A 23,136-nucleotide genomic window follows, 5' to 3' on the forward strand; every position below is an offset into this window, starting at 1 on the left:
CGTGCTGGCGTTCACCGCGTTCCCCAAGGAGATCTGGCGCCAGATCTGGTCCAACAACCCCAACGAGCGGCTCAACCGCGAGATCCGCCGCCGCACCGACGTCGTCGGCATCTTCCCCGACCGCAACGCCGTCACCCGGCTCGTCGGCGCCGTCCTAGCCGAACAGCACGACGAATGGGCCGAAGGCCGCCGCTACTTCGCCCTCGACGTCCTGGCCAAGGCCCGCCTCCAGGCCCTCCCCGACCCGAACCCGCAGATCAACACCACCGACAACACCCTGGCCCTGACCGCCTGAACAACACCAGGATCACGCCGAACCGCTACACCACTACCCAGGACTTGACCTCTTGGCGTTCAGGTGGCGGGGCCTTGTCGGTGTTCTGTGGCGGTCGGGTCAGCTGGCGCCGACAACCAGGGGGTGATCGCGGGTCTACCGCGAGATCTGCCAGCGCGGCCACGCGATGGCAACACCGGCGCGGCTATCCACCATGCCTCTCCTCGGAGCTCTTCGCTCCGTGCGTGCAGTCTCTCAACCGAGATGCGTCATGGGCCGGGGCAGGGCGTCAGAGGCCGAAGGCTCCGCCGCTGACGAGGATGACGATGCCCAGGCCGATCAGAACGATCGGGAACAGCACGTGTTCCCAGCGTTCGAGGACTTCGGCGATCGGTCGGCGCGTGGCGATGAACTTGGCCAGCATGACGAGGATCGCGACGAGCAGGAGGAAGACGACACAGTAGGCGACCACGGCTACAGGTCCCACGTTGAGGAAGACCGGGACGTAGACGCCGATGTTGTCTCCTCCGTTGGCGAAGGTGACCGCGGCGACGGTCAAGACGCCGACGTTCTTGCCCTCAACCTTGGCGTCATCGTCATCGTCGTCGCTCCCGCGCCAGGCCCGCCATGCGGCCCACAGGCCTAGGGCCAGGGGGATGAGCCCGAAGTAGGGGATGGCTTCTTCAGGAAGGAATGCTCCCGCGCCCAGTGACACGAGCACGGCGGTGCCCAGGATGCCGGCGAACCCGAGGTACTGGCCTGCGGTGATCCGGGCCGTCGTCCCGCGTTGCCCTGCGCCCCGGGCGAAGAACAGCGAGAGCACGATGATGTCGTCGATGTTGGTGGCAACGAACAGGCCGATCGCCTGCAGGACCGAGGAAACGATCACGCGTCAGGCTCCGCGTTGGCGCACCCGGGAACAGGGCAGGCAGGATCGATGCAGGGAGCGTTCTCGTTCACGGCGAGGGTGACCTCGACCAGTGCGTTGAGCGCCCGTGCCAGGTGCGGGTCGGCGATCTCGTAACGTGTCTGGCGGCCCTCGGGCTCGGCGACCACGATGCCGCAGTCGCGCAGGCAAGCCAGATGGTTCGACACGTTCGAGCGCGTCAGCCCGAGGTCGCGTGCCAGCTCTGCCGGATAGGCGGGCCGCTCCAACAACGCCATCAGGAGCCGTGACCGTGTTGGGTCGGCCATTGCCCGGCCCAACCGGTTCATCACGTCCAGGCGAGTAGCAATGCTCAGCATGTGCTGAACTATACAGCACTGACTGAACCGGCAGCCTGTGCCGCAAACGAAGGTTCTGCGACGGCCCGGCGGTGAGACGCCACGTCGTCCGATCGCTTCGACTGACCGCGTCTCACAAGTCAGTCCGGAACATCGGCAGGCCGCCGCCGCTACTGAACCAACTTCTGAGACCCGTCGGCGGGAGGCCACTCGGTGACGCGCGTCGGCGCCGGCGCATCGCCCACTGGCGCTGCGTCGTTCACTCCAGGCCGGATTGCTCGTCGCGCTAGTCCGTCTCGGTCTCAGCGGTGCGCGCTGCGTCCAGCCGCGGATGCCGCTCCTCCAGGCCGAGGGCCGCGAGGAGCCACGGCAGATGTTCGACACCGACGCCGAGCTCGATCACACCCGCCGGCACGTCTACCGCCACGATGCGGGTCTCGGGCCATAGGTTCCAGTCTCGTATGCCGGTGTCACGGCCCGTGTCGCGCACCTGCGTCACGGGCAGCGTCAACGGGCCGCCGGGCAGGGTGGCGGAACCCGCCGAGCTCAACACCAGACGCCCTGGCTCGGGCCGGGCGTTGACGGTCTGCCATCGAGGTTTTATACCGCGGTTCAGACGTGCCCGGTCGCGCACGACCACCTCAAGGAAGCCGCGACGAATGCGGCGCCGCTGCAGCCGCCGGCGCAACGCCTCGCTCAGCGGCAAGAACGCGACGACTCCCAGAGCCGGGATGAGCGTGCTGAGGAACGCGTCGACCAACGGATCGCCGAACGCGACCTTGATCGCGGTCGCCACGGCCGTCACGGCTAGGACTGCCACCAGGTAGGCGACGATCCCTACCCAGCGTCGTGAACGCGCTCTCCTTGGTTGCGCACCTTGCGTCCGGTCGTCGTCGGGCACGGCAGGTTGCCCGTCGCCGTGCGGCTCGGTGCTCATGACGTCCTCTCCCCTACGGTGCGCGTCGAGCCTGTCGTCGCGTGCTCGTCGTCGAGATGGCGGTAGATCGTCGCTCGCCCGACCCCGAGGACTGAGGCGATCTCGGTGATCGTGCGCCCCTCGGCGCGCATGCGCCGGGCCTCCTCGATCCGGCCGGGCGGCATGCGGGTCGGGCGTCCTCCGACGCGACCTCGGGCGCGAGCGGCCTCCAGGCCAGCGACGGTGCGGTCCCGGATCAGCTGGCGCTCAAACTCGGCCAAGGCGCCGAACAGGTGGAACGTCAGGCGGCCGCCCGGGGTGGTGGTGTCGATCGACTCGGTGAGCGAGCGGAAGCCCACCCCGCGCGCCTCGAGGTCGACCACGACGTCGATCAGGTGCCGCAGCGAGCGGCCCAGCCGGTCCAGCCGCCACACCACAAGCGTGTCCCCGGGCAGCAGCGCCGCGAGGACCCCGGCGAGCTCGGTGCGGTCGTCGCGCGAGCCCGAGGCGACGTCGACCCAGATCCGCGCGCAGCCGGCCGCGGCCAGAGCATCGCGCTGCAGCGACACGTCCTGCGCGGTCGTCGAGACGCGCGCGTACCCCAGCAGGTGAGCCATGCCTCAAACGTATCGAAAACGTCCTCCGCGGCGTTGCGGACGCATCAAGTTTCGGACGGGGGTTTCGGACGCGCAGTCAAGGGCGTGTCGCGGTTGGTCGGCAAGGCGTCCGCAATCGATGGATACCGGGCGAACGCGAAGGGGAGCTTGGCCTTGAAGCGCCCCCGGCACCTCCGCCAGCCCTCCCTGGTAGGGCGCGAGTCACGCCTCAGCGGCGGCAATGCAGAGGTCCTCGACGAGGGCGCCGGTCGCGGCGCGGCGCTCGGCCGGGTCCTGCAGGCGCAGGATGGACGACGGGTGCGCCGTGATGAGCACCCGGCGGCCGGCGCCGAGGCCCGTGCCGACCTCGTCGTCGCCCAGGATCCGGCCGCGCAGCGCGCCCAGCGTCGCCGCCTCACCCACCACCGCCTTGGCCGCGGTGACGCCGAGGCACACGACCACCTGCGGGCGCACGACCGCCAGCTCCGCCGACAGCCACGGCAGGCAGGCGCGGATGTGCGTCACCGCGGGGCTCTTGTGCAGGCGGCGCGGGCCACGCTCCTCGAAGCGGAAGTGCTTGACCGCGTTCGTCACGTAGACGTCGCCGCGCGGGATGCCGGCGCTCACCAGGGCGTCGGATAGCACCCGCCCGGCCGGGCCGACGAAGGGCTCGCCCTCGCGGTCCTCCCGGTCGCCCGGCTGCTCGCCGACGAGGACGAGGCGTGCGTCGGACGGCCCGGCCGAGAAGACGACCTGGGTCGCCGGCTCCCACAGCTCGCAGCCGCGGCAGGCGGGTGCGGCCGCCCGCAGGTCGTCGACGTCGGCCGCGGGCGGCACCCACTCCTGCGCACCCGGCCGCTGGACCCGTCCCGTCGTCGCCATGCCCCCAGGCTCCGGCCGGCCCGGACGGCCCGCACGCGGGGCCGCCCGGACCGGGCTGCGGTACGCCTCAGCCGGTGGTCGCCGGGGTGACGGCCTCGACCGTCAGGCCGCCGGACAAATCCGCGCGGTCGACGCGGACCGTGTCGCCGTCGTGCACCTCGCCCGCCAGCAGCCGGCGCGCGAGCTGGTCCCCCACCTGCTTCTGCACGAGCCGGCGCAGCGGCCGCGCACCGTAAGCCGGGTCGTAGCCCTCGAGGGCCAGCCACTCGCGCGCCGCCGGCGTCACGTCGAGCGTGAGCCGCCGGTCCGCGAGGCGGCGGGCCAGGGACGCGACCTGCAGGTCGACGATCGACCCGATCTCGTCCAGCGACAGCGGGTCGAAGAGGACGACCTCGTCGAGCCGGTTGAGGAACTCGGGCTTGAACGCCGCACGCACGGCCGTCATGACGGCCTCGCGCTTGGCCTCCTCGCTCGTCGTCGGGTCGACGAGGAACGCCGACCCGAGGTTGGACGTGAGGATGAGGATGGCGTTGCGGAAGTCGACCGTCCGCCCCTGCCCGTCCGTGAGCCGCCCGTCGTCGAGCACCTGCAGGAGGATGTCGAAGACCTCGGGGTGGGCCTTCTCGACCTCGTCGAGCAGCACGACGGAGTACGGACGCCGCCGGACCGCCTCCGTGAGCTGGCCGCCCTCCTCGTAGCCGACGTACCCGGGAGGCGCCCCGACGAGGCGGGCCGTCGAGTGCTTCTCCGCGTACTCCGACATGTCGATGCGGACCATGGCGCGCTCGTCGTCGAAGAGGAAGTCCGCCAGGGACTTGGCCAGCTCCGTCTTGCCGACACCCGTGGGGCCGAGGAAGAGGAACGAGCCCGTGGGACGGTCGGGGTCGGAGATGCCGGCCCGGGCACGGCGGACCGCGTCGGACACCGCCGCGACGGCCGCACGCTGCCCGATGAGCCGGCGGCCCAGCTCCTCCTCCATGCGCAGCAGCTTCGCGGTCTCCCCCTCGAGCAGGCGCCCGGCGGGGATGCCGGTCCACATCGCGACGACCTCGGCGACCTCGTCCGGCCCGACCTTCTCGGCGATCATCGGCGCCTCGCCCGCGGGGGCGGCGGCGCCGGTCTCGGCCTCCCGGCGCTCGGCCTCGTCGATCTGGCGCTCCACGTCGGGGATCTCGCCGTACATGATCCGGCCGGCCGCGGCGAGGTCGCCCTCGCGCTGGGCCCGCTCGGCGTCGGCGCGCAGGGCGTCGAGCCGCACGCGCAGGTCGCCGACGAGGTTGTGGCCCGCCTTCTCGCGCTCCCACCGGGCCGTCAGCCCGGCCAGCTCCTCGCGGCGGTCCGCCAGGTCGGCGCGCAGCCGCTCGAGACGGTCGGCGGAGGCGGGGTCGTCGGCCTCGGAGAGCACGACCTCCTCCATCTCCAGCCGGGTGACGGCGCGCTGCAGCTCGTCGATCTCGACCGGCGACGAGTCCAGCTCCATGCGCAGGCGGGACGCGGCCTCGTCGACGAGGTCGATGGCCTTGTCGGGCAGCTGCCGGCCGGTGATGTACCGGTCGGACAGGGCCGCGGCGGCCACGAGCGCGGAGTCGGCGATGGTCACCTTGTGGTGCGCCTCGTACCGCTCCTTGAGGCCGCGCAGGATCGCGACGGTGTCCTCCACGGAGGGCTCGCCGACGAAGACCTGCTGGAACCGGCGCTCGAGGGCCGGGTCCTTCTCGATGCGCTCGCGGTACTCGTCGAGCGTCGTGGCGCCGACGAGGCGCAGCTCGCCGCGGGCCAGCATGGGCTTGAGCATGTTGCCCGCGTCCATCGAGCCCTCGGAGCCGGCACCTGCGCCGACGACCGTATGCAGCTCGTCGATGAACGTGACGACCTCGCCCTCGTAGGACGTGATCTCCGACAGGACGGCCTTGAGGCGCTCCTCGAACTCGCCGCGGTACTTCGCGCCGGCGACCATCGCGGCCAGGTCGAGGGAGACGAGGCGCTTGCCGCGCAGGGACTCCGGGACGTCGCCCGCGACCATGCGCTGGGCCAGGCCCTCGACGACGGCGGTCTTGCCGACGCCGGGCTCGCCGATGAGGACGGGGTTGTTCTTCGTCCGGCGCGACAGCACCTGAACGACGCGGCGGATCTCGGCGTCGCGGCCGATGACCGGGTCCAGCTTGCCGTCGCGGGCGCGCTGGGTGAGGTCGACGCCGTACTGCTCGAGCGCCTTGAAGGTGCCCTCGGGGTTCGGGCTCGTGACACGGCCGGTGCCGCGCACGGACGGCAGCGCGGCCGCGAGCGCCTCCCGCGTGGCGCCCTGGGCGCGCAGCGCGTCGGCGACGCCGCTCTGGCCGGCGGCCAGGCCGAGGAGCAGGTGCTCGGTGGAGACGTAGTCGTCGCCGAGCGTCCGCGCCTCGGCCGACGCCGCCTCGATCGCCGCGGACAGCGTGCGGCTCGGGGTCGGCCGGGCCACGGCGTCGCCGGAGGCGTGCGGCAGGTTGACGAGGGTCGCGCGCACGGCGCGGCCGAGGGCCTGCCGGTCGGCGCCGACGGCGTCGAGCAGCGCGAGCGCGACCCCGCCCTCCTGCGCGAGCAGGGCGTTGGCGAGGTGCGCGGGCTCGAGCTGCGGGTTGCCCGCGGCCGACGCCTGGGAGATGGCGTCGCCGAGGGCCTCCTGGGACTTGGTCGTGTACTTGACGTCCACGGGACGGACCTCCGGTCGGTGTGCTGGTCGGGATGCTGTCGATCGCAACCCGAGCAGAGTTGAGTGTATTCCGCTCAACCCCGTGCGCACCCGGTCCGGAGGCCCGTCCGTGGCTCCTGTCAGGTCAGCCGGAACAGGGCCGTGAGGTTCGACCCGTCACGCGTGCCGACGGTGACCTCCAGGCACTGGCCCGCCTGGGCCGGCGTCTTCCAGTTGTAGACGAACCGCCCGGCGGTGGCGTCGTACCGCAGGGACGTCCCGCCCGCGGCCGTCGTCTCCACGGCGTCCTCGGCGGAGCCGCTCGTGCAGCCGACGCGCGTCGCCGTCACATCCCGGTCACGTCCGGCGCGGCGGACCCACGCTCGACCGCACCGTCAACGACGACCCCACGAGCAGCGACGACGGCGGCGAGCCGGCCATCGCGGACACCATCTGCTCCAGGCACACGCGACCGAGCGCGACGAAGTCCGGCGTCACCGTGGTCAGCGGCGGGAAGAAGTGCGCCGAGCCCTCGACGTCGTCGAAGCCGACGACGGAGACGTCCTGCGGCACCTTGACGCCCGCCTCGGCGAAGGCGTGCAGCACCCCGAGGGCGAGCTGGTCGTTGGCGGCGAAGACGGCCGTCGGCAGCCGGTCGGCCGGGTCGTCGGAGGCGCGGGAGCGGGCCAACAGGTCCTTCGCCAGCCGGAACCCGGTCGACGCGGTCCAGTCCCCCACCAGCGGCTCCCGCGGCTGCAGTCCCGCCTGCAGCATCGCGTCGCGCCAGCCGCGCGTGCGGGACCGGGCGTCGAGCCACACCGACGGCCCGGCGACGTGCACGACGTCCCGGTGCCCGAGCTCGAGCAGGTGGCGCGTCGCCAGGCGGGCGCCGGCGTACTGGTTCACGGCCACCGTGTGCACGTCGCCGTCCAGCTCCGAGGGCCCCACCATGACCACCGGGACCCGGCTGCGGTAGCCCTGGACCGCGCGCACGGCCTCGTCGTGCGAGGCGATGACGACCACGCCGTCGACGCCCTGGTCCAGGTAGTGCTCGAGGGAGCCGCGCACGGTCGCGACGTCCCACCGCGTGGCCGTGGCGACCGACACGTACAGCCCCTGGTTGCGGGCCGCGTTCTCCAGCGCGATGAGGGTCATCGTCGGGCCGTAGAGGGGTGAGTCCTCCGTGATGACGCCGATGGCGCCCGTCCGGCGGGTCACCAGGGCGCGCGCGGCGGTGTTGCGGCGGTAGCCGAGCTCCTCGATGGCCTCCTGGACGCGACGGCGCGTCTCGGGCCGGACGTTCGGGTGCTCGTTGAGCACGCGCGACACCGTCTGGTGGGAGACGCCGGCAGCCTGCGCGACGTCGCTCATCGCCGGCGGCCGGTCCGTGCTGCGGTCCGTGCTGCGATTGGTGCTGCGGTCCGGCGCCCGGCCCTGACGTGGTGCGGCGGTGCTCGACGGGGCCGCGACGTCGTCGGCCACGCCCCCCGTCGGGTGTCGTGTCACACTCGGTTCTCTCCTCGGAAGCCCCTGCCCCGCCGCCCCCGAGGGAACCACGGCGTTGTGAACGCTAACAGGTGCCGCGCTCCGGAGGAAGGGTGGCAGCATCCGGGCATGAGCGGGACGCAGAGGACGGCAGGGTTGCCGACGGGCGGGGCCACGGAGGTCGCCGACGAGCATCCGGTCGAGGACGTGCTGGGGCAGCAGTGGGTGGCGCGCACCCTGGCCCTGCGGCCCGACGCCCTCGCCCGGCGCGGCGCGCCGGCGCCCGTGGCCACCCTCGTCTCCCCCGCCGGGTCCGACGAGCACCCCCGCGCGGTGGCCGTGCTGTACGTGCACGGGTTCACCGACTACTTCTTCCACGCCCACGTCGGCGCGTTCCTCGGCGAGCACGGCTACGACCTGCACGCCCTCGACCTGCGCGACCACGGTCGCTCCATCCGCCCGGGCCGCCCGCCGACCACGACGTCGGGCCTGGGCGCGCACGCGGAGGAGATCGACCTCGCGGTGCGCCGCCTGCGCCGCCGCTACGCCTCGGTGGTGCTGCTCGGGCACTCGACCGGGGGGCTGGTGACCGCGCTGTGGGCGGACGCCCGGCGCGGGCTCGGGCTCGTCGACGGCCTCGTGCTCAACAGCCCCTGGCTCGACCTGCGGGGCGGGTGGCTGACGAAGCACGCCGTGGGGCCGCTCGCCTCCGCGATCGGGCGGGTGGCGCCGGACGCCGTCGTGTCCCACCTCGGGCCCCACTACGCGCGGGCGCTGCACGCGGAGGGCGGCGGGGAGTGGACCTTCGAGCAGGCCTGGAAGCCGTTCGCCGGGTTCCCCGTGCACGCCGGGTTCGTCCGGGCCGTGCGCGACGGGCAGCGGCGGGTGGCCCGGGGGCTGGACGTCGACGTACCCGTGCTGGTCCTCACCTCCGACGCGGCGGGCCGTGGCGACCGGTGGCACGAGGGGCTGCTGAGCGCCGACTGCGTGCTCGACCCCGCCGACATACGCGCGCGGGCTCCCCGGCTCGGGCGGGACGTCCGCCTCGTCGAGGTGCCCGGTGGCGCGCACGACCTCGCGCTGTCAGCGGTCCCGGCCCGCGACGTCTACCTCGCCGAGGTCCTCGCGTTCCTGAGGACGCACGCGCCGGCGCACCCCTCGTCGGGCACGGACCCCTCGACGCCGGCCCACCGCTGACGGGAGGATCGCGTCGTCCCGCACGGGCACCGTCCCGCGGGACCGCAGCCGATCCCACGCCGTCTTCGTGCCCCTGTCCGTGGCGCGCTACCGCCGCACGCCGCGGTAGGGCGGAGGTCCGAGGGGTCGGTCAGGACGTCCAGCGCAGGAGGTGCTCGGCCATCGTCCGGTTCGAGCGGACGGCCGTCGGCAGTCCCGCGACGTTGAGGTGGCCGTGCGGGGCGCCGTGCTCGACGACGACGGCGACCTCGCCGCCCGCGTCCGCGATCTCGTCGGCGACGAGCTCCCCCGAGGGGCGCAGGTCGTCCAGCTCGCTGAGCAGCACCAGCGTCGGCGGGAGCCGGTCGAGCCGCCCGAGCGCGGGCGTCGCGTAGGGCTCGTCGGGCGCGTGCGGCCCCAGGTAGGCGGCGTTCATCGCCCGGCAGCCCTCGCGCGTGATGCGCAGCGGGTCGGGCAGGCGCGCCAGCCGCTCCGCGAGGTCCGGGGTGGCGGCCGGCAGCTCGTGGTGCAGCCACGGGTAGGCGAGCAGCAGGGCCGCCGGGACCGACCCGCGCTCGTCGCGCAGCCGCTGGGCGACGCCGAGGGCGAGGTTGCCCCCGGCGCTGGCACCGCCGAGCGCCCACGGCAGCGACGCGCCCGGCCCGTCCTCCCCGACCGCCCACGCCCAGGCGGCCCGCACGTCGTCGTGCGGCACGGGGAAGTGCACGTTCGCGGTGGCGAGCCGGTAGTCCACGGACACCACGACGGCGCCGGCCGCCGCGCCCACCTCGCGGGCCACGACGTCGCCCTCCGGCCAGTCGAGCGTGCCGGCCCCGAACCCACCGCCGTGCAGCCAGACGAGCCCGCGGGTGGCGGGCCCGCCGCCCGCAGGGCGGTAGACGCGCACGGGCACGTCGCCGTGCGGCCCCGGCACGCGCAGGTCCTGCACGTCCGCGGCCGGCGGTCGGTAGCCCTCGACGGGCGCGTGGTAGGCCTCGAGGCGCGCCAGCTCGTCGACCGTGTGGCTCACGGGACCGCGCCCGCCGATCCCCGTGAGCAGCGGCAGCCGCTCCGCGAGGACGGGGTCGACGACCAGGCCGGCGCCGGGACCCTCGCGCACCGCGACGAGGTCGCCCACCGTCGGCCGCTCGCCCTGCCCGTCCGCTGCCGTCACGCGCACCTCCTCGTCGCCCGTCGGCACGCGCCGACCGGTCGCAGCATGCCAGCGGATGCGCCGGGCCGCGCACCTCGTGATGCTGGGCGCATGCCGATGAAGCGCTACGAGGGTGGTCCGCTGCACGACGAGCAGGCCGACGTGCCGGACGGCCACGTCGGCGAGCCGGCGCCGACGCCGGTCCCGGTCACCGGCGGGCGGTACCTCTACGGCCCGGGCCACGAGCTGTCGGACCGCGGCGACGTCGAGCAGATCCTGCTGTGGGAGGCCGCGGGGACGACGCTCGACCTCGGGCTCCACAGCTCGACCGGGGAGGGCCCGGGCGCCAACTGACGGCGGCTCGCCCCCCGCGGGACCCGGCGAGGAGGCCGTCGTCAGCCTCGTGCAGGGTGACGACCCCGCGACGGCGACGACCGGCTGGCAGGAGCCGGCGCCTAGCGGGACGACGGCGGTCCCGTGCTCGCGCGCACGACGAGCTGCGTGGGGATCATGACGGGCTCGAGGTCCGGTGGCTCCGACGTCCGCATCTGCCGCAGCAGGAGCGCGACGAGCTCGCGGCCGCTGCGGTGGAAGTCCTGCGCGACCGTGGTCAGCGGCGGCGAGGAGTACTCGGCCAGGGCGATCCCGTCGAAACCGACGACGGACACGTCCTGCGGCACGCGCCGGCCGCGCTCGTGCAGCGCGCGCAGCACGCCGAACGCGGTCTCGTCGTTGGCGCAGAACACCGCCGTGACCTCCGGGTCGTCAGCCATCTCGAGGCCGGCCGCGTAGCCCGAGCGGGGCGTCCAGTCGCCGGGGTACGGGCGCGGCGCACGCACGCCCTCCTCCTCGAGCCGGCGCCGCCAGGCCGCGGCGCGGACCATCGCCGGCTCGGAGCTGGCCGGGCCGGAGACGTGGTGGACGGTCCGGTGGCCGAGCGCCAGCAGGTGCCCGACCGCGTCCCGGGTGCCCTGCACCTGGTCGGCGGCCACGGCCGGGTAGTGCCCGACGAGCCGGGAGTAGGAGGCGACGACCGGCAGCCCGGGCGGCAGCGCGAGCGTCTCCGGCGTGTCGTGCTCGGCGCGGATGATGACGAGGCCGTCGATCGCGCGGTGCGAGAGCTGCTGCGCGGCGTGGGTCCACTCCGCCGCACCGGTGGTGCGCACGTGCAGCAGGGTCACGGAGTAGTCCTCGACCTCCGCCGCCTCGAGCACGGCCTCCGTCACGCGCGCCTCACCGGTGCGGTCGAAGGACTGGGCCAGCAGGCCGATCGTGCCGAACCGGCCGCTGCGCAGGGCCCGGGCGACCCGGTTGGGCGAGTACCCCAGCTGCGCCATCGCCTCGAGCACCCGGTCCCGCGTCACGGGCCGCACGACCGTCGCGCCGTTGGCGACCCGGGACACGGTTTGCGCGGACACCCCGGCCAGGCGCGCGACGTCCTCGATGGAGGGGCCGCCCGTCCTCCGCCGCGCCGTCGTCGGTGTGCCCATGGCGGGCATGCTAGACCGCCGGCAGCCGTCGATCGGGACGTCACCATCGACGCCCCGCCCGTCCGGGCGAGACCCGCCGCATCGTTATCCGAGCGTGATGCAGGGCCTTGCGCCGGGCCGGTCCGGCGCTGCTATGTTCACGTCACCATTCAGGACGACGACGTCAGGAGCAGGTCATACGTCCGTGGACAGCGATGTCCACGGGCAGGGGCCCGGCATGCCCGCCGGGCGCCGCAGGGCGGTCCTCCACCGCCGGCGGGCGGGACCAGGTCGGCGCGCAGCCGGCCCTCGGTCACCCCGTGTGACACGCGACGACGCGACGCACAGCAGAAGGAGACGGCGTTCCGATGAGGACTTCAGCACGCAAGCTCGTCGCCCTGGGGGCGGTCCTGCCCCTCGGGCTCGCCCTGGTCGCCTGCAGCGGCGGCTCGGACGGGGGCTCCGGCGGCGGCGGTGGCGGCGGTGGCGGCGCCGAGGGCGACAACACCCTGACGGTGTGGGCCTGGGACCCGGCGTTCAACATCTACGCGTTGGAGGAGGCCGAGAAGGTCTACCAGCAGGAGAACCCGGACTTCACGCTCGACATCCAGGAGGTTCCCTGGGAGGACGTGCAGACGCGTCTGACCACGCTCGCGCAGTCCCAGCAGACGGGCGAGCTGCCCGACATCTTCCTCATGCAGAACAACGCGTTCCAGAAGAACGTGCTCAACTACCCCGACCTGTTCAGCGACCTCGAGGGCAGCGACGTCGACTTCTCGGAGTTCCCCGAGTCCGTCGTGGCGTACTCGACGGTCGACGACGTCCACTACGGCGTGCCCTTCGACAACGGCACCGCCGTCACGGCCCTGCGCACGGACGTGCTGGAGCAGGCGGGGTACACCGTCGACGACTTCACCGACATCACCTGGGACGAGTTCATCACCCTGGGTGAGGACGTGCTGGCGAAGACGGGTCAACCGCTCCTGTCCGGGCAGGCAGGCTCCGCCGACCTGCCCGTGATGATGCTGCAGAGCGCCGGTGCGAGCCTCTTCGACGAGGAGGGCAACCCGACGATCGTCGACAACGAGGCGCTCACCGCCGCCATCGACACCTACCAGCGGCTCGTGGAGAGCGGCGTCCTCGTCGAGGTCAACACCTGGGACGAGTACATCAACACCCTCGTCAACAGCACCGTCGCGGCGACGGTGAACGGTGTCTGGATCCTCGGCTCGATCCAGAGCGCCGAGGACCAGGCCGGCAAGTGGGCCATCACGAACGTGCCCTCGCTCGACGGCGTCGACGGCGCGACGAACTACACCGCCAACGGCGGCTCCTCGTGGGCCATCAGCTCCAACGCGGACGTCGAGCTCGCCCAGGACTTCCTGGCGACGACGTTCGCGGGCTCGTCGGAGTTCTACGACACGATCCTCCCCGGCGCGGGTGCGCTGGCGAACTGGATCCCCGCCAGCGAGAGCGACGTCTACAGCGAGCCCCAGGAGTTCTTCGGCGGCGACGCCATCTACAGCAAGGTCGTCGGCTACGCGGAGGAGGTGCCCAGCAACAACACCGGCGCCTACTACTACGAGGGGCGTGACGCGGTCAGCGTCGCCATCACGAACATCATGAACGGCACCGACCCGGAGGCCGCGCTCGCCGAGGCGCAGTCGACCGTCGAGTTCGCGATGGGCGGCTGACCCTCCCCGCGCGGCGGGCCCGGCACGCACCAGCCGCCCGCCGCGCGGACCCCTGTTCGCCCGACCCCCGCACCCCGTACCCCTGAGAGGTGGGTCCGCCGTGGCTCGTCCGACCGCAACGGCCCGGAGGCCGGTACCGGAAGACGCCCCCGTCACCGGCACCGTCGCTGCTCCCCTGCCGCCCCGCCCGAAGCTCTCGCGGCTCGAGCGCCGCAAGAGCCTGACGGGTTGGGCCTTCCTGCTCCCCGCGTCGCTGCTCATCCTCTGGCTGAGCTTCTGGCCGATGATCCAGGCGGCGATCCTGTCGCTGCAGACCGGCCGCGGCACGCGGCTCAGCTTCGCCGAGCCGCTGTGGTCGAACTACCAGCGGCTGCTCGAGGACGAGACCTTCAGGCTCACCCTGCAGAACACGTTCATCTACCTGGTCATCCAGGTCCCGCTCATGCTCATCATGGCGCTGGTCCTGGCGAACCTCCTGAACAACCCGAACCTGCGGTTCAAGAGCATGTGGCGCACGGCCATCTTCCTGCCGAGCGCGGTCGGTCTCGTGTCCTACGCGCTGGTCTTCCGGACGATGTTCGCCAACGACGGCCTCGTCAACGACCTGCTCGTGGGCGTCGGCATCCTCGACTCGCCGGTCAACTGGCTCGGCCAGACCGGGACCGCCCGGTTCGTCCTCGTCCTCGGCCTGCTGTGGCGCTGGACGGGCTACAACATGATCTTCTACCTGGCCGCGCTGCAGACGATCGACCGCTCGACCATCGAGGCGGCGAAGATCGACGGCGCCAGCTCCGCCAAGGCCTTCTGGTACGTGACGGTGCCGCAGCTGAAGCCCATGATCCTGCTCACCGCGATCATGTCCACGAACGGCACGCTGCAGCTCTTCGACGAGTCCTACGCGCTGACCGCCGGCGGTCCCGCGAACACGTCGATGACGATCTCGCACTACCTGTACCAGGTGTCGTTCCGCAACAGCCCCAACTTCGGCTACGCCTCGGCCATCTCCTACGTGATCCTCATCATCGTCGCGGCCCTCGCGGTGGTGCAGCTCAAGGTCGGTGACAAGCGTGACTAGGTCCATGCAGAAGGTGCCGGGGTACGTCTTCCTGGCGTTCGCAGCGGTCGCCAGCGTGTTCCCCCTGTACTTCATGGTCGTCTCGGCCACGAACACCAGCAACGAGGTCCTGGCCTCCAAGCTGCTCCCCGGCACGCACCTGCTGGAGAACTTCCAGACCCTGGTGGGGGCGCAGCCGCTCGGCACGGCGTTGTGGTACTCGGCGATCATCGCCGTCGGCACGACCGTCCTGGCCCTCGCGGTGACCTCGATCGCGGGGTACGGCTTCGAGGTGTTCCACACCAAGGCCAAGGACCGGTTCATGGCGCTGCTGCTGCTGGCGATCATGATCCCGTTCGCGGCGACGATGATCCCGCTGTTCCGGATGTTCGCCGACCTCGGGCTGGTCAACAGCTGGATCGCCGTGGTGCTCCCCGCGATCTCCACGCCGTTCCTCGTCCTGCTGTTCCGGCAGGCCTCGCGGTCCTTCCCGCACGAGGTCATCGAGGCGGCCCGGATCGACGGCCTCAAGGAGCTGCAGATCTTCCTGCGCATCTACCTGCCCACGATGAGGCCGACGTTCGCGGCCGCCGCCGTCATCACCTTCATGACCGCGTGGAACAACTTCCTGTGGCCGAAGGTCGTCCTGGTCAACAACGACGTGCAGACCCTGCCGATGCTCCTCACGAACATCCAGGCCGGCTACGTCACGGACTACGGGATGCTCATGCTCGCGGTCCTCATCGCGTCGCTGCCCGCCATGGTCGTCTTCCTCGCGCTGCAGAAGAGCTTCGCCGAGGGCATCACGGGGGCCATCAAGTGACGCCGGACCTCGCCCGCATCGACGACCCGACCTGCGTCGCCGAGAACCGCCTCCCGCCGCACGCGGACCACCGCTGGTTCGCGTCGGCGCGGGAGGCGGCGGGCGGGGTCAGCAGCTTCGAGCAGCGACTCAGCGGCACCTGGCGCGTGCAGGTGGCCGAGAACCCCGACGCCGTCGTGCCGGGCTGCGAGCAGCCCGGGACCGACCGCAGCGGGTGGGACGAGATCGAGGTCCCCGGCCACCTGCAGCTCCAGGGCCACCACCGGCCGCAGTACGTCAACGTGCAGTACCCGTGGGACGGCCACGAGACGCTCGAGCCGGGCCGGGCGCCCCGCCGCAGCAACCCCGTGGCCACCTACGTGCGCACCTTCACCCTCGACCGTCCGCTCGCACCGGGCGAGCGCGTGAGCGTCGTGTTCGAGGGCGCCGAGAGCGCCGTCCTGGTCTGGGTCAACGGCACCTGGGTCGGCTACGGCACCGACACCTTCACGCCCTCGGAGTTCGACGTCACCGACGCCCTCGTCGACGGCGAGAACACGCTGGCCGCGCGCGTCGTCACGTGGACGGCCGGCTCGTGGATCGAGGACCAGGACTTCTTCCGGTTCTCCGGCCTCTTCCGCGACGTGGTGCTGCGCCGCCGGCCGGCCGTGCACGCCGAGGACGTGCGGGTGACGACCCGGGTGGCGGACGGGCTGGACCGCGCGACGGTCCGCGTCCGCGTCCGGCTGACCGGCGAGGGGTCCGTGACGGCCGTGCTCGACGGCGTCGGGCCGCTGGCGGTCCACGGCGACGGCGACCTCGTCGTCGAGGTGACGGACCCCCGGCTGTGGAGCGCCGAGGACCCGTACCTGTACGACCTGCACCTGGAGGTCCGGGACGCCGCCGGGGCCGTGACGGAGCACGTGCCCCTGCGCGTGGGCGTCCGCCGGTTCGGCATCGAGGACGGCGTCCTGCGGATCAACGGGCGCCGGCTGGTGCTCACGGGCGTCAACCGGCACGAGTTCGGGCTCCGCGGCCGGGTCGTCACGCGCGAGGAGACCGAGGCCGACCTCCGGTTCATGAAGCGGGTCGGCATCAACGCGGTGCGGACCAGCCACTACCCGAACAACGGCTTCTTCTACGACCTGTGCGACGAGTACGGGCTCTACGTGGTCGACGAGATGAACCTCGAGTCGCACGCCATGTGGGACCGGCTCCTGCGCCGGGGCCTGCCGCCCGAGGAGGCCCTCCCCGGGGACCGGCCCGAGTGGCTGCCCACCCTGCTCGCGCGCGCCGCCGCCATGCTCGAACGGGACAAGAACCACCCCAGCGTCGTCATGTGGTCCTGCGGCAACGAGTCCTACGGCGGGACGGACGTCCTCGCGGTGGCGGACTGGTTCCGGTCCGTCGACGACCGCCCGGTCCACTACGAGGGCGTGCACTGGGACCCGCGGTACCCGTCGACGACCGACGTCGTCAGCACCATGTACACGCCGGCCGCCGAGGTCGAGGCGTTCCTGGCCGACCACCGTGACAGGCCCGTCATCCTGTGCGAGTACGCGCACGCCATGGGCAACTCCTTCGGTGCCGTCGGGAGGTACCTCGACCTGGCCTACCGCGACCCGCTGTTCCAGGGCGGCTTCATCTGGGACCTCGCGGACCAGGCGCTTCCGCTGACGGACCGGCACGGCGTCCCGTTCTTCGGCTACGGGGGCGACTTCGGCGACGTGCCGCACGATGCGGACTTCTCCGGCAACGGCCTCCTCTTCGCCGACCACACCCCGAAGCCCTTCGTCCAGGAGGTCCGGTACCTCTACCAGCCCTACCGGGTCGCGCTCGTCGACGAGGGCGGCCGGCCCGCGCTGCGGGTGGAGAACCGGCACCTGGTGACGCCCTCGTCGGCCCACGCGTGCGTCGTCACGCTGGCGCGGGAGGGCGTGGTGCTCGACGAGCAGCCGCTGGAGACCGCCGTCGCGCCCGGCACGACGGGCACCGTCCCGCTGCCGCTGGCGCTGCCGGACGAGCCGGGCGAGTACACCGTCGACGCCTCGTTCCGGCTCCGGGAGGCGACGCGGTGGGCGCCGGCGGGCCACGAGGTCGCGCACGAGCAGGCGGTCGTCGTCGTGCCGCAGGTGACCGCGCCCGAGCGGGCCCGCGTGACCGGCGCCGCGCCCGCCCCCGAGGTCGTCGACGGCATCCACAACGTCGGCGTGCACGGCCCCGGCTTCAGCGCGCTGTTCTCGCGCCTCCACGGCGGCCTGCTCTCCTACCGCTACGGCCCCGGCACGGCGACCGGCGGCGGCCGCGAGCTCGTCGCCTCCGTGCCGAGGCCGAGCTTCTGGCACGCCCCCACGTCCAACGAGCGCGGCTGGGGCGGGCCGGCGGAGGACGGCCAGTGGCTGCTGGCCGGCCGCTACCCGCGCCTCGTGCCCGACGTCCCGCAGCCGGAGGTCGTGCCCGACGAGGGGGGCGTGGCGCTCACCTTCCGCTACCTCCTGCCGACCGCGCCGACGAGCACGTGCGACGTCACCTACCGGGTCGACGGCACGGGCCGCGTCGAGGTCACGCAGGTCGTGCGGCCGGGCGAGGGCCTGCCCGACATGCCCGAGCTCGGCATGCTGCTCACCACCGACCCCGCGCTGCACCACCTGCGCTGGTACGGCGAGGGCCCCGAGGAGTGCTACGTCGACCGCCGCGCCGGCGCCCGGCTGGACGTGCACACCCGGGACGTCCGGACGGCGCTCACGCCGTACCTGCGGCCGCAGGAGGCGGGCAGCCGCACAGGCGTGCGGTGGGCGGAGGTCACCGACGACGCGGGCACGGGGATCCGGCTCGAGCACGTCGGGGACCCCGGCCCGACCGGCGGCATGGAGCTGTCGGTCCTGCCCTGGACGCCGGACGAGATCGAGAGCGCGACCCACCCGAACGAGCTGCCCCCGGTCCACCGCACCGTGCTGCGGCCGGCGCTCATGCGCCGCGGCGTCGGCGGCGACAACTCCTGGGGCGCCCGCACCCACCCGGAGTTCCTGCTCCCCCGCGGTCAGGAGCTCACGTTCCGCTTCGCGTTCCGGGGGGTGTGAGGTGCTGCCCGTCACCGCGAGCATCACGAAGAACCGGCAGACGCCCGCGACGCTGCGAGCGATGCTCGCGCGGGCCTACGGGCCGGACCAGGTGCCCGACGAGCGGGACGGCGACGAGGGGTGGTGGTCCGAGCTCGGCCACGGCTGGTTCAACGTCGCCTACCGCCTGCGGCTGCGCGACGGCCGGGAGGTGGTCGCCAAGATCGCCCCACCCGCCGACGTCGAGGTGATGACCTACGAGCGGGGTGCCATGGGCATCGAGCTCGCGACGATCGCGCTGCTGCGCGAGCGCACGGAGGTGCCGGTGCCCGAGGTGCACCACGTCGACACGACGCACGACCTGGTGGACGCGGACTGGTTCACCATGGCGCTCGTCGAGGGCGAGGACCTGGGCGAGCTGTCCACGACCCTGCTGCCCGCCGAGCTCGACCGGCTCGACGCCGTGCGCGGTGACCTGACGCGACGCATCAACGAGGTGCGCGGCCCCTGGTTCGGCCCGCTCGCCGGGCCCGGCGAGCGCACCTGGCGTGCGACCTTCACGCGGCTCGTCGAGGACGTGCTGCGCGACGGGGAGCGGCGCGCGGTGGACACCGGCGTCGAGCCGGACGAGGTCCGGGCCCTCCTGCGCGCGCACGGCGGCACCCTCGAGGAGGTGACGGAGCCCCGCCTGGTCGAGTGGGACCTGTGGCCCCCGAACGTCATGGTCCACGACGGCGAGGTCGTGGCGGTCATCGACCACGAGCGGGCGTTCTACGGCGATCCGCTCGTCGAGGCGGGCTTCTGCGGGATCACGACACCCGAGCTCGGGGACCCGGCGGCGTTCCTGCGCGGGTACGGCCACCCCGGCGTCCTCACCGACACCGAGCTGCGCCGGCGGCAGCTGTACTCGCTGCACCTGCTCCTCGTGATGGTCGTCGAGACCGTCTACCGCGGGCACACGGACCCGACGCAGTACGACTGGGCGCGGGCGCGGCTGGCCGAGGTCGTCGCCGCCCTGCGCGACGGGCGCCCCTGACCACCGCACGGGACCCCACGGCCGAGCTGGGCACACGGCCGGTCGGCCGGCTGCTGTGGCACGCGTGCAGCCAGACCACCGGCGCCGTCGCCGTCTACGGCGTCTACGGGCTGACGAGCGCGTGGTTCGTCGCCGTGGGGGTGGGTCCGCAGGCGGTCGCGGCGGTCACCCTCGTCACGCCCGTCCTCCTGGTCCTCGGCGCCCTGGCGACGACGGCCGGCACGGGTGGCGCGTCCCTGGTCTCGCGGTCGCTCGGGGCAGGGGACCCGACGGGCGCCGCACGGGCCGCGGGTGGGGCGGTCGCCGTGTGGACGGTGGGCGCGCTGACGGTGTCCGTCCTGGGGCTCGTGCTGCTCGAGCCCCTGCTGACCCTGCTGAGCACGCCCCCCGCCCTGCGCGACGACGCCCGCGCCTACGCGGCCGTCCTCCTCGCCGGGTCGCTCGTCGCCACCGGGTTCTCGGCCCTGATCCGCGCCGAGGGACGGCTGCGGTACGCGACGGCGGTGTGGCTCGTCCCCGTCCTCGTGCAGATCGCGCTGGATCCGCTGCTCGTCCTCGTGCTCGACCTCGGTGTGCGCGGCGCCGCGCTCGGCACCGTCGGCGGTCAGCTGGTGTCCGCCGCCATGAGCGCGTGGTTCTTCGTCGGGCAGCGGGACCGGCCCTACCGGATCCGGCCGCGCGACCTGCTGCCCGACGGCAGGACCGTGGGCGCGGTCCTGTCCCTCGGGGCGCCGGCGTTCCTCGCCGGGGCGGGCACGACCGTCGTGGCCGTGCTGGTCAACGCGGCGCTGGCGCGCGCCGACGACCCCGCGGACCTCGCGGGGTACGCGCTGGCGGCCCGGGTCGTGGCCTTCGTGACGATGCCGTTCCTCGGCATCGCGCAGGGGCTCGCACCGGTGCTCGGGTACAACGCCGGCCGGGGGCTGCACGCGCGCGTGGCGGCGGCGCGGCGGATCGCGGTCGTCGCGACGACCGGGTACGGCTGCGCGGCCGCGGTCGTCGTCGCCCTGGCGGCGCCCGCACTCGTCGGCGTCTTCACCGCGGGGACCGACGTCGCCGCGGCGGGGACCCGCGCGCTGCGGGTCCTGGCGGTCGGCGTCGCGGTCTCCGGGCTGGTGCCCGTCGTGGCCGCCTGCTGCCAGGCCGTGGGGCGCCCCCGTCCCTCCTACGTGCTCACGCTCGGGACGCTCGTGGCCGTGCGGATCCCTGCCGTGCTCGTCGCCGCCCCGCACGGGACACGCGCGGTCCTGCCCGCGCTCGCGGTCGCGGAGGTGCTGTCGGCCGTCTGCGCCGCGGCGGTGCTCCGGCTCGCGGGACCGGCTCGGCGGGCCGCCCGGACACGATCGCGCACGTCCCGGGCGGCGTCCTGACGGCTCAGCGGAGACGTCCTACCGTGGAACGGCCCCGGTGATCGCCTCGGCGACCTCGCCCACGGCCGACCCGACCGACGCCGCCACCGCGTCGCGGTCGCCGTCCTCGCTGTCGTGGACGAACGCGGTGACGCCCCGCCGCGCGCCGCAGTACCCGACGACACCCGCCTCGACCTGCGTCCGGTACGCCGCGTCGTAGCCGTGCCGTGCGAAGGACCTCGCGGAGGTCCCCGACAGGGGCACCAGGTGCACGGTCAGGCGCTGCAGGCGCGGCACGACGCGCCCGTCGGCGTCGAGGTCGAAGGCCCAGCCCGCGACGAACACCCGGTCGACCCAGCCCTTGAGCAGCGCGGGCAGCGACCACCAGTACACGGGGAAGACGAGGACCAGGTGCTCCGCCTCGTCGACCCGTCGCTGCTCGGCGAGGACGTCGGCCGCGGGCCGCGACCGCCCGAGGTAGGCGTGCCGGTCCTCGAGGCGGAACCGCGGGTCGAAGCCCTCCTACGCCAGGTGTGCCGTCGCGGTCCCCGCCGGGCCGAGGTGCTCCGCGAGCCGTGCCGCCACGTGGTGGGTCAGCGAGGCCGGGTCCGGGTGGGCGGTGACGATCAGCGTGCGCACGGCGACGATCCTGCCGGGCTCCGCGCCCACCGCGCGTCACCCCCACGACGACTCGTCCCGCTCCGACGTCGGGGCGGGGTGGTGCCCGGGTCCGTCGCCGCGACCGACCTCCTCGTCGTCGCCCTGCGCGCGCACCAGGGCGGTGCCGGTGCCGGTGCCGGTGCCGGTGCCGGTGCCGGGGACCTGGCACTGCCCGCCCCCGCGGAGCGTCTGCCCGACGACGCCGTCACCCGAGCGGTGCGTGCCGAGTCCGAGCGCCTCCGCACCCGGCTCGCCGCGCTCGCGACCGTCGAGGCCCTCCCACCGGCCGACGACGTCGAGGGCTGGTCGCTGGAGCCCCACCGCGAGGGGTCGGTGCCGGTCTGGTGGGTGCAGACCCCCGAGCAGGTCGTCGTCGGGGTCGGGGAGGCGGCCGGGTGGGAGCTCCCGCGCGACGAGCGCGCGGCGGGCGTGCTGGCCGACGTCGTCGAGGCGGTCGTCGCCGGACGGGTCGAGGTCGGGGTCGCCCCCGGCGTCCGGCACTACCGCGTCACCACGGCGGACGGCGGCGTCCGCGAGGACGCGGGCAAGGGTGTCGTGCCCGCGCTGCTCGGGACGCTCTGGCGGCCGGCCGCCCGGTGGTCCCCGGCCGTGCCGTGGGACGCGGGCTCGCGGGCGGACGCGCGCTGACCGTCGGACAGGTGCGGCCGCTGGGTCGTCACTGGTCGTTCCTGCCCCGGCAGAGGTGGCGATTTTGCGGAAAGCGCTTGCCTCCGCCGCTCCCGCGTGCCATGCTCGCCCTCGACGACGGCGCCACCACGTGCGTGGCGCAGCACGACGGAAGAGGGCGACGATGCCGGCAACGGCCCTGGTGACGGGCGGCAACCGCGGGATCGGGCTGGGGATCACCCGCCGCCTGCTGCAGGACGGCTGGGCCGTCTCCATCCTGGCCACGCGGCCCGCCCCCGAGGACGTGCTGGGCGAGCTGCGGGAGCTGGCGGGCGACGAGGCCCGGGTGCGCTACGTCCAGGGATCGGTCGCGGAGCCGGTCGACCACGAGCGGTACGTGCAGGACGCCGTCGACGCCTGGGGGCGGCTGGACCTCCTCGTCAACAACGCCGGTGTCGCACCGAGCGTGCGCGCGGACATCCTCGAGGCCGGCACCGAGAGCTTCGACCGCGTGCTCGGCATCAACCTGCGCGGTCCCTACTTCCTCACGCAGCGGTTCGCGCAGGAGGTCATCCGCCTGCGCGGTCCGCTCTCGGCCCTGCCCGAGCCGCCCGCCGGCCCGGTGGCGACGGTCGTCAACGTCTCGTCGATCTCCGCCACCACGGTCTCGGTCAACCGCGGCGACTACTGCATCTCCAAGGCCGGCGTCGGCATGGCGACACAGCTCTGGGCCGCGCGCCTGGCACCCGAGGGCGTCGTCGTCTACGAGGTCCGCCCCGGCGTCATCGCCACCGACATGACCGCCGGCGTCACCGAGAAGTACGACGCGGTCTTCGCCGGCGGGTCCGTGCCCATCGCCCGGTGGGGCCGGCCCTCGGACGTCGCCGGCGCCGTCGCGATCCTGGCCTCCGGGCAGACGCCGTACTCGACGGGCGAGGTCTTCCACGTCGACGGCGGCATGCACATCCCCACGCTCTGACGGCGGGCCCGACGAGGGGCCCGCCACCCGCAC

General features: G+C 73.6%; 22 protein-coding genes and 1 pseudogene. 11 read left to right on the top strand and 12 right to left on the bottom strand.

The genetic code is table 11. The features are described 5' to 3' along the window. The coding region (locus BM048_RS15915) for a transposase (protein ID WP_175499589.1) at positions 1 to 295 on the top strand (295 nt) is incomplete at its 5' end. A gap of 268 nt (positions 296 to 563) precedes the next feature. Here the strand turns inward: BM048_RS15915 and BM048_RS15920 are convergent. The 8 genes from BM048_RS15920 to BM048_RS15955 all read right to left on the bottom strand — a co-directional run bounded on the left by BM048_RS15920 (position 564) and on the right by BM048_RS15955 (position 8,042). After that, on the bottom strand, positions 564 to 1,163 hold the full coding sequence (locus tag BM048_RS15920) for a cadmium resistance transporter (protein ID WP_013115601.1): 600 nt from the start codon (positions 1,161 to 1,163) through the stop codon (positions 564 to 566). Next, positions 1,160 to 1,519, bottom strand: coding sequence for a Cd(II)/Pb(II)-sensing metalloregulatory transcriptional regulator CmtR (gene cmtR / locus BM048_RS15925; RefSeq protein WP_090034559.1), 360 nt, complete (start codon positions 1,517 to 1,519; stop codon positions 1,160 to 1,162). The genes BM048_RS15920 and cmtR overlap by 4 nt, the downstream gene beginning before the upstream one ends. 265 nt (positions 1,520 to 1,784) lie before the next feature. Continuing rightward, positions 1,785 to 2,435, bottom strand: a complete 651-nt coding sequence (locus BM048_RS15930) for a hypothetical protein (protein ID WP_139224504.1) — start codon at positions 2,433 to 2,435, stop codon at positions 1,785 to 1,787. Beyond that, a complete protein-coding gene (locus BM048_RS15935; protein ID WP_090034563.1) occupies positions 2,432 to 3,031 on the bottom strand; it encodes a recombinase family protein in 600 nt (199 codons plus the stop codon). The genes BM048_RS15930 and BM048_RS15935 overlap by 4 nt, the downstream gene beginning before the upstream one ends. 201 nt (positions 3,032 to 3,232) lie before the next feature. Continuing rightward, the gene (locus BM048_RS15940; protein WP_090034566.1) at positions 3,233 to 3,892 is read right to left on the bottom strand and encodes a UdgX family uracil-DNA binding protein; all 660 of its coding nucleotides are present in this window, start codon (positions 3,890 to 3,892) and stop codon (positions 3,233 to 3,235) included. A gap of 67 nt (positions 3,893 to 3,959) precedes the next feature. Beyond that, positions 3,960 to 6,581: an ATP-dependent chaperone ClpB gene (gene clpB, locus BM048_RS15945; protein ID WP_090034567.1), complete on the bottom strand. Its 2,622-nt coding sequence runs from the start codon at positions 6,579 to 6,581 to the stop codon at positions 3,960 to 3,962. Positions 6,582 to 6,700: 119 nt separating this feature from the next. Continuing rightward, entirely contained in the window at positions 6,701 to 6,910 is a 210-nt protein-coding gene (locus BM048_RS15950; protein WP_090034569.1) for a PxKF domain-containing protein, read from the bottom strand. A gap of 7 nt (positions 6,911 to 6,917) precedes the next feature. Further along, the gene (locus BM048_RS15955; protein WP_239078979.1) at positions 6,918 to 8,042 is read right to left on the bottom strand and encodes a LacI family DNA-binding transcriptional regulator; all 1,125 of its coding nucleotides are present in this window, start codon (positions 8,040 to 8,042) and stop codon (positions 6,918 to 6,920) included. Between the two features lie 132 nt (positions 8,043 to 8,174). On the opposite strand from BM048_RS15955, the gene BM048_RS15960 reads away from it, so the two are divergent. Continuing rightward, the gene (locus tag BM048_RS15960; protein WP_090034571.1) at positions 8,175 to 9,242 is read left to right on the top strand and encodes an alpha/beta hydrolase; all 1,068 of its coding nucleotides are present in this window, start codon (positions 8,175 to 8,177) and stop codon (positions 9,240 to 9,242) included. 130 nt (positions 9,243 to 9,372) lie between these two features. On the opposite strand, the gene BM048_RS15965 is transcribed toward BM048_RS15960, so the two are convergent. Further along, positions 9,373 to 10,395, bottom strand: a complete 1,023-nt coding sequence (locus BM048_RS15965; RefSeq protein WP_175499590.1) for an alpha/beta hydrolase fold domain-containing protein — start codon at positions 10,393 to 10,395, stop codon at positions 9,373 to 9,375. Positions 10,396 to 10,485: 90 nt separating this feature from the next. Between BM048_RS15965 and BM048_RS15970 the strand changes: the two genes are divergently transcribed. Beyond that, entirely contained in the window at positions 10,486 to 10,728 is a 243-nt protein-coding gene (locus BM048_RS15970) for a hypothetical protein (protein ID WP_090034576.1), read from the top strand. Between the two features lie 101 nt (positions 10,729 to 10,829). On the opposite strand, the gene BM048_RS15975 is transcribed toward BM048_RS15970, so the two are convergent. Beyond that, positions 10,830 to 11,864: a LacI family DNA-binding transcriptional regulator gene (locus BM048_RS15975; RefSeq protein ID WP_090034669.1), complete on the bottom strand. Its 1,035-nt coding sequence runs from the start codon at positions 11,862 to 11,864 to the stop codon at positions 10,830 to 10,832. 347 nt (positions 11,865 to 12,211) lie between these two features. Between BM048_RS15975 and BM048_RS15980 the strand changes: the two genes are divergently transcribed. The 6 genes from BM048_RS15980 to BM048_RS16005 all read left to right on the top strand — a co-directional run bounded on the left by BM048_RS15980 (position 12,212) and on the right by BM048_RS16005 (position 20,858). Further along, on the top strand, positions 12,212 to 13,537 hold the full coding sequence (locus BM048_RS15980) for an ABC transporter substrate-binding protein (protein ID WP_090034580.1): 1,326 nt from the start codon (positions 12,212 to 12,214) through the stop codon (positions 13,535 to 13,537). Between the two features lie 100 nt (positions 13,538 to 13,637). Continuing rightward, positions 13,638 to 14,612: a carbohydrate ABC transporter permease gene (locus BM048_RS15985; protein ID WP_239078980.1), complete on the top strand. Its 975-nt coding sequence runs from the start codon at positions 13,638 to 13,640 to the stop codon at positions 14,610 to 14,612. A gap of 4 nt (positions 14,613 to 14,616) precedes the next feature. Further along, positions 14,617 to 15,414 carry a carbohydrate ABC transporter permease gene (locus BM048_RS15990; protein WP_090034582.1) on the top strand — a complete coding sequence of 266 codons (798 nt, stop codon included), beginning with the start codon at positions 14,617 to 14,619 and terminating at the stop codon, positions 15,412 to 15,414. Then, a complete protein-coding gene (lacZ, locus tag BM048_RS15995) occupies positions 15,411 to 18,473 on the top strand; it encodes a beta-galactosidase, LacZ type (protein WP_090034585.1) in 3,063 nt (1,020 codons plus the stop codon). The genes BM048_RS15990 and lacZ overlap by 4 nt, the downstream gene beginning before the upstream one ends. A gap of 1 nt (position 18,474) precedes the next feature. Continuing rightward, positions 18,475 to 19,488 carry a phosphotransferase family protein gene (locus BM048_RS16000; RefSeq protein WP_239078981.1) on the top strand — a complete coding sequence of 338 codons (1,014 nt, stop codon included), beginning with the start codon at positions 18,475 to 18,477 and terminating at the stop codon, positions 19,486 to 19,488. A gap of 53 nt (positions 19,489 to 19,541) precedes the next feature. Beyond that, positions 19,542 to 20,858 carry an MATE family efflux transporter gene (locus BM048_RS16005; protein ID WP_275407352.1) on the top strand — a complete coding sequence of 439 codons (1,317 nt, stop codon included), beginning with the start codon at positions 19,542 to 19,544 and terminating at the stop codon, positions 20,856 to 20,858. An 18-nt stretch (positions 20,859 to 20,876) separates the two neighbouring features. On the opposite strand, the pseudogene BM048_RS16010 reads toward BM048_RS16005, so the two are convergent. Together BM048_RS16010 and BM048_RS18860 are read right to left on the bottom strand one after the other, a co-directional pair. After that, positions 20,877 to 21,341: pseudogene (locus tag BM048_RS16010) on the bottom strand (NAD(P)H-dependent oxidoreductase); the annotation flags it as partial. A gap of 18 nt (positions 21,342 to 21,359) precedes the next feature. Continuing rightward, a complete protein-coding gene (locus tag BM048_RS18860) occupies positions 21,360 to 21,476 on the bottom strand; it encodes an NAD(P)H-dependent oxidoreductase (protein ID WP_239078983.1) in 117 nt (38 codons plus the stop codon). 81 nt (positions 21,477 to 21,557) lie between these two features. Here BM048_RS18860 and BM048_RS16015 point away from each other — a divergent pair, with 81 nt between their 5' ends. Both BM048_RS16015 and BM048_RS16020 read left to right on the top strand, forming a co-directional pair. Beyond that, a complete protein-coding gene (locus BM048_RS16015) occupies positions 21,558 to 22,145 on the top strand; it encodes a hypothetical protein (RefSeq protein ID WP_139224505.1) in 588 nt (195 codons plus the stop codon). A gap of 163 nt (positions 22,146 to 22,308) precedes the next feature. Then, the gene (locus tag BM048_RS16020; protein WP_090034589.1) at positions 22,309 to 23,103 is read left to right on the top strand and encodes a 3-ketoacyl-ACP reductase; all 795 of its coding nucleotides are present in this window, start codon (positions 22,309 to 22,311) and stop codon (positions 23,101 to 23,103) included. Positions 23,104 to 23,136 lie beyond the last annotated feature (33 nt).

This window comes from Cellulomonas marina (assembly GCF_900111925.1).
GTDB classification, from domain to species: Bacteria; Actinomycetota; Actinomycetes; order Actinomycetales; family Cellulomonadaceae; genus Cellulomonas; species Cellulomonas marina.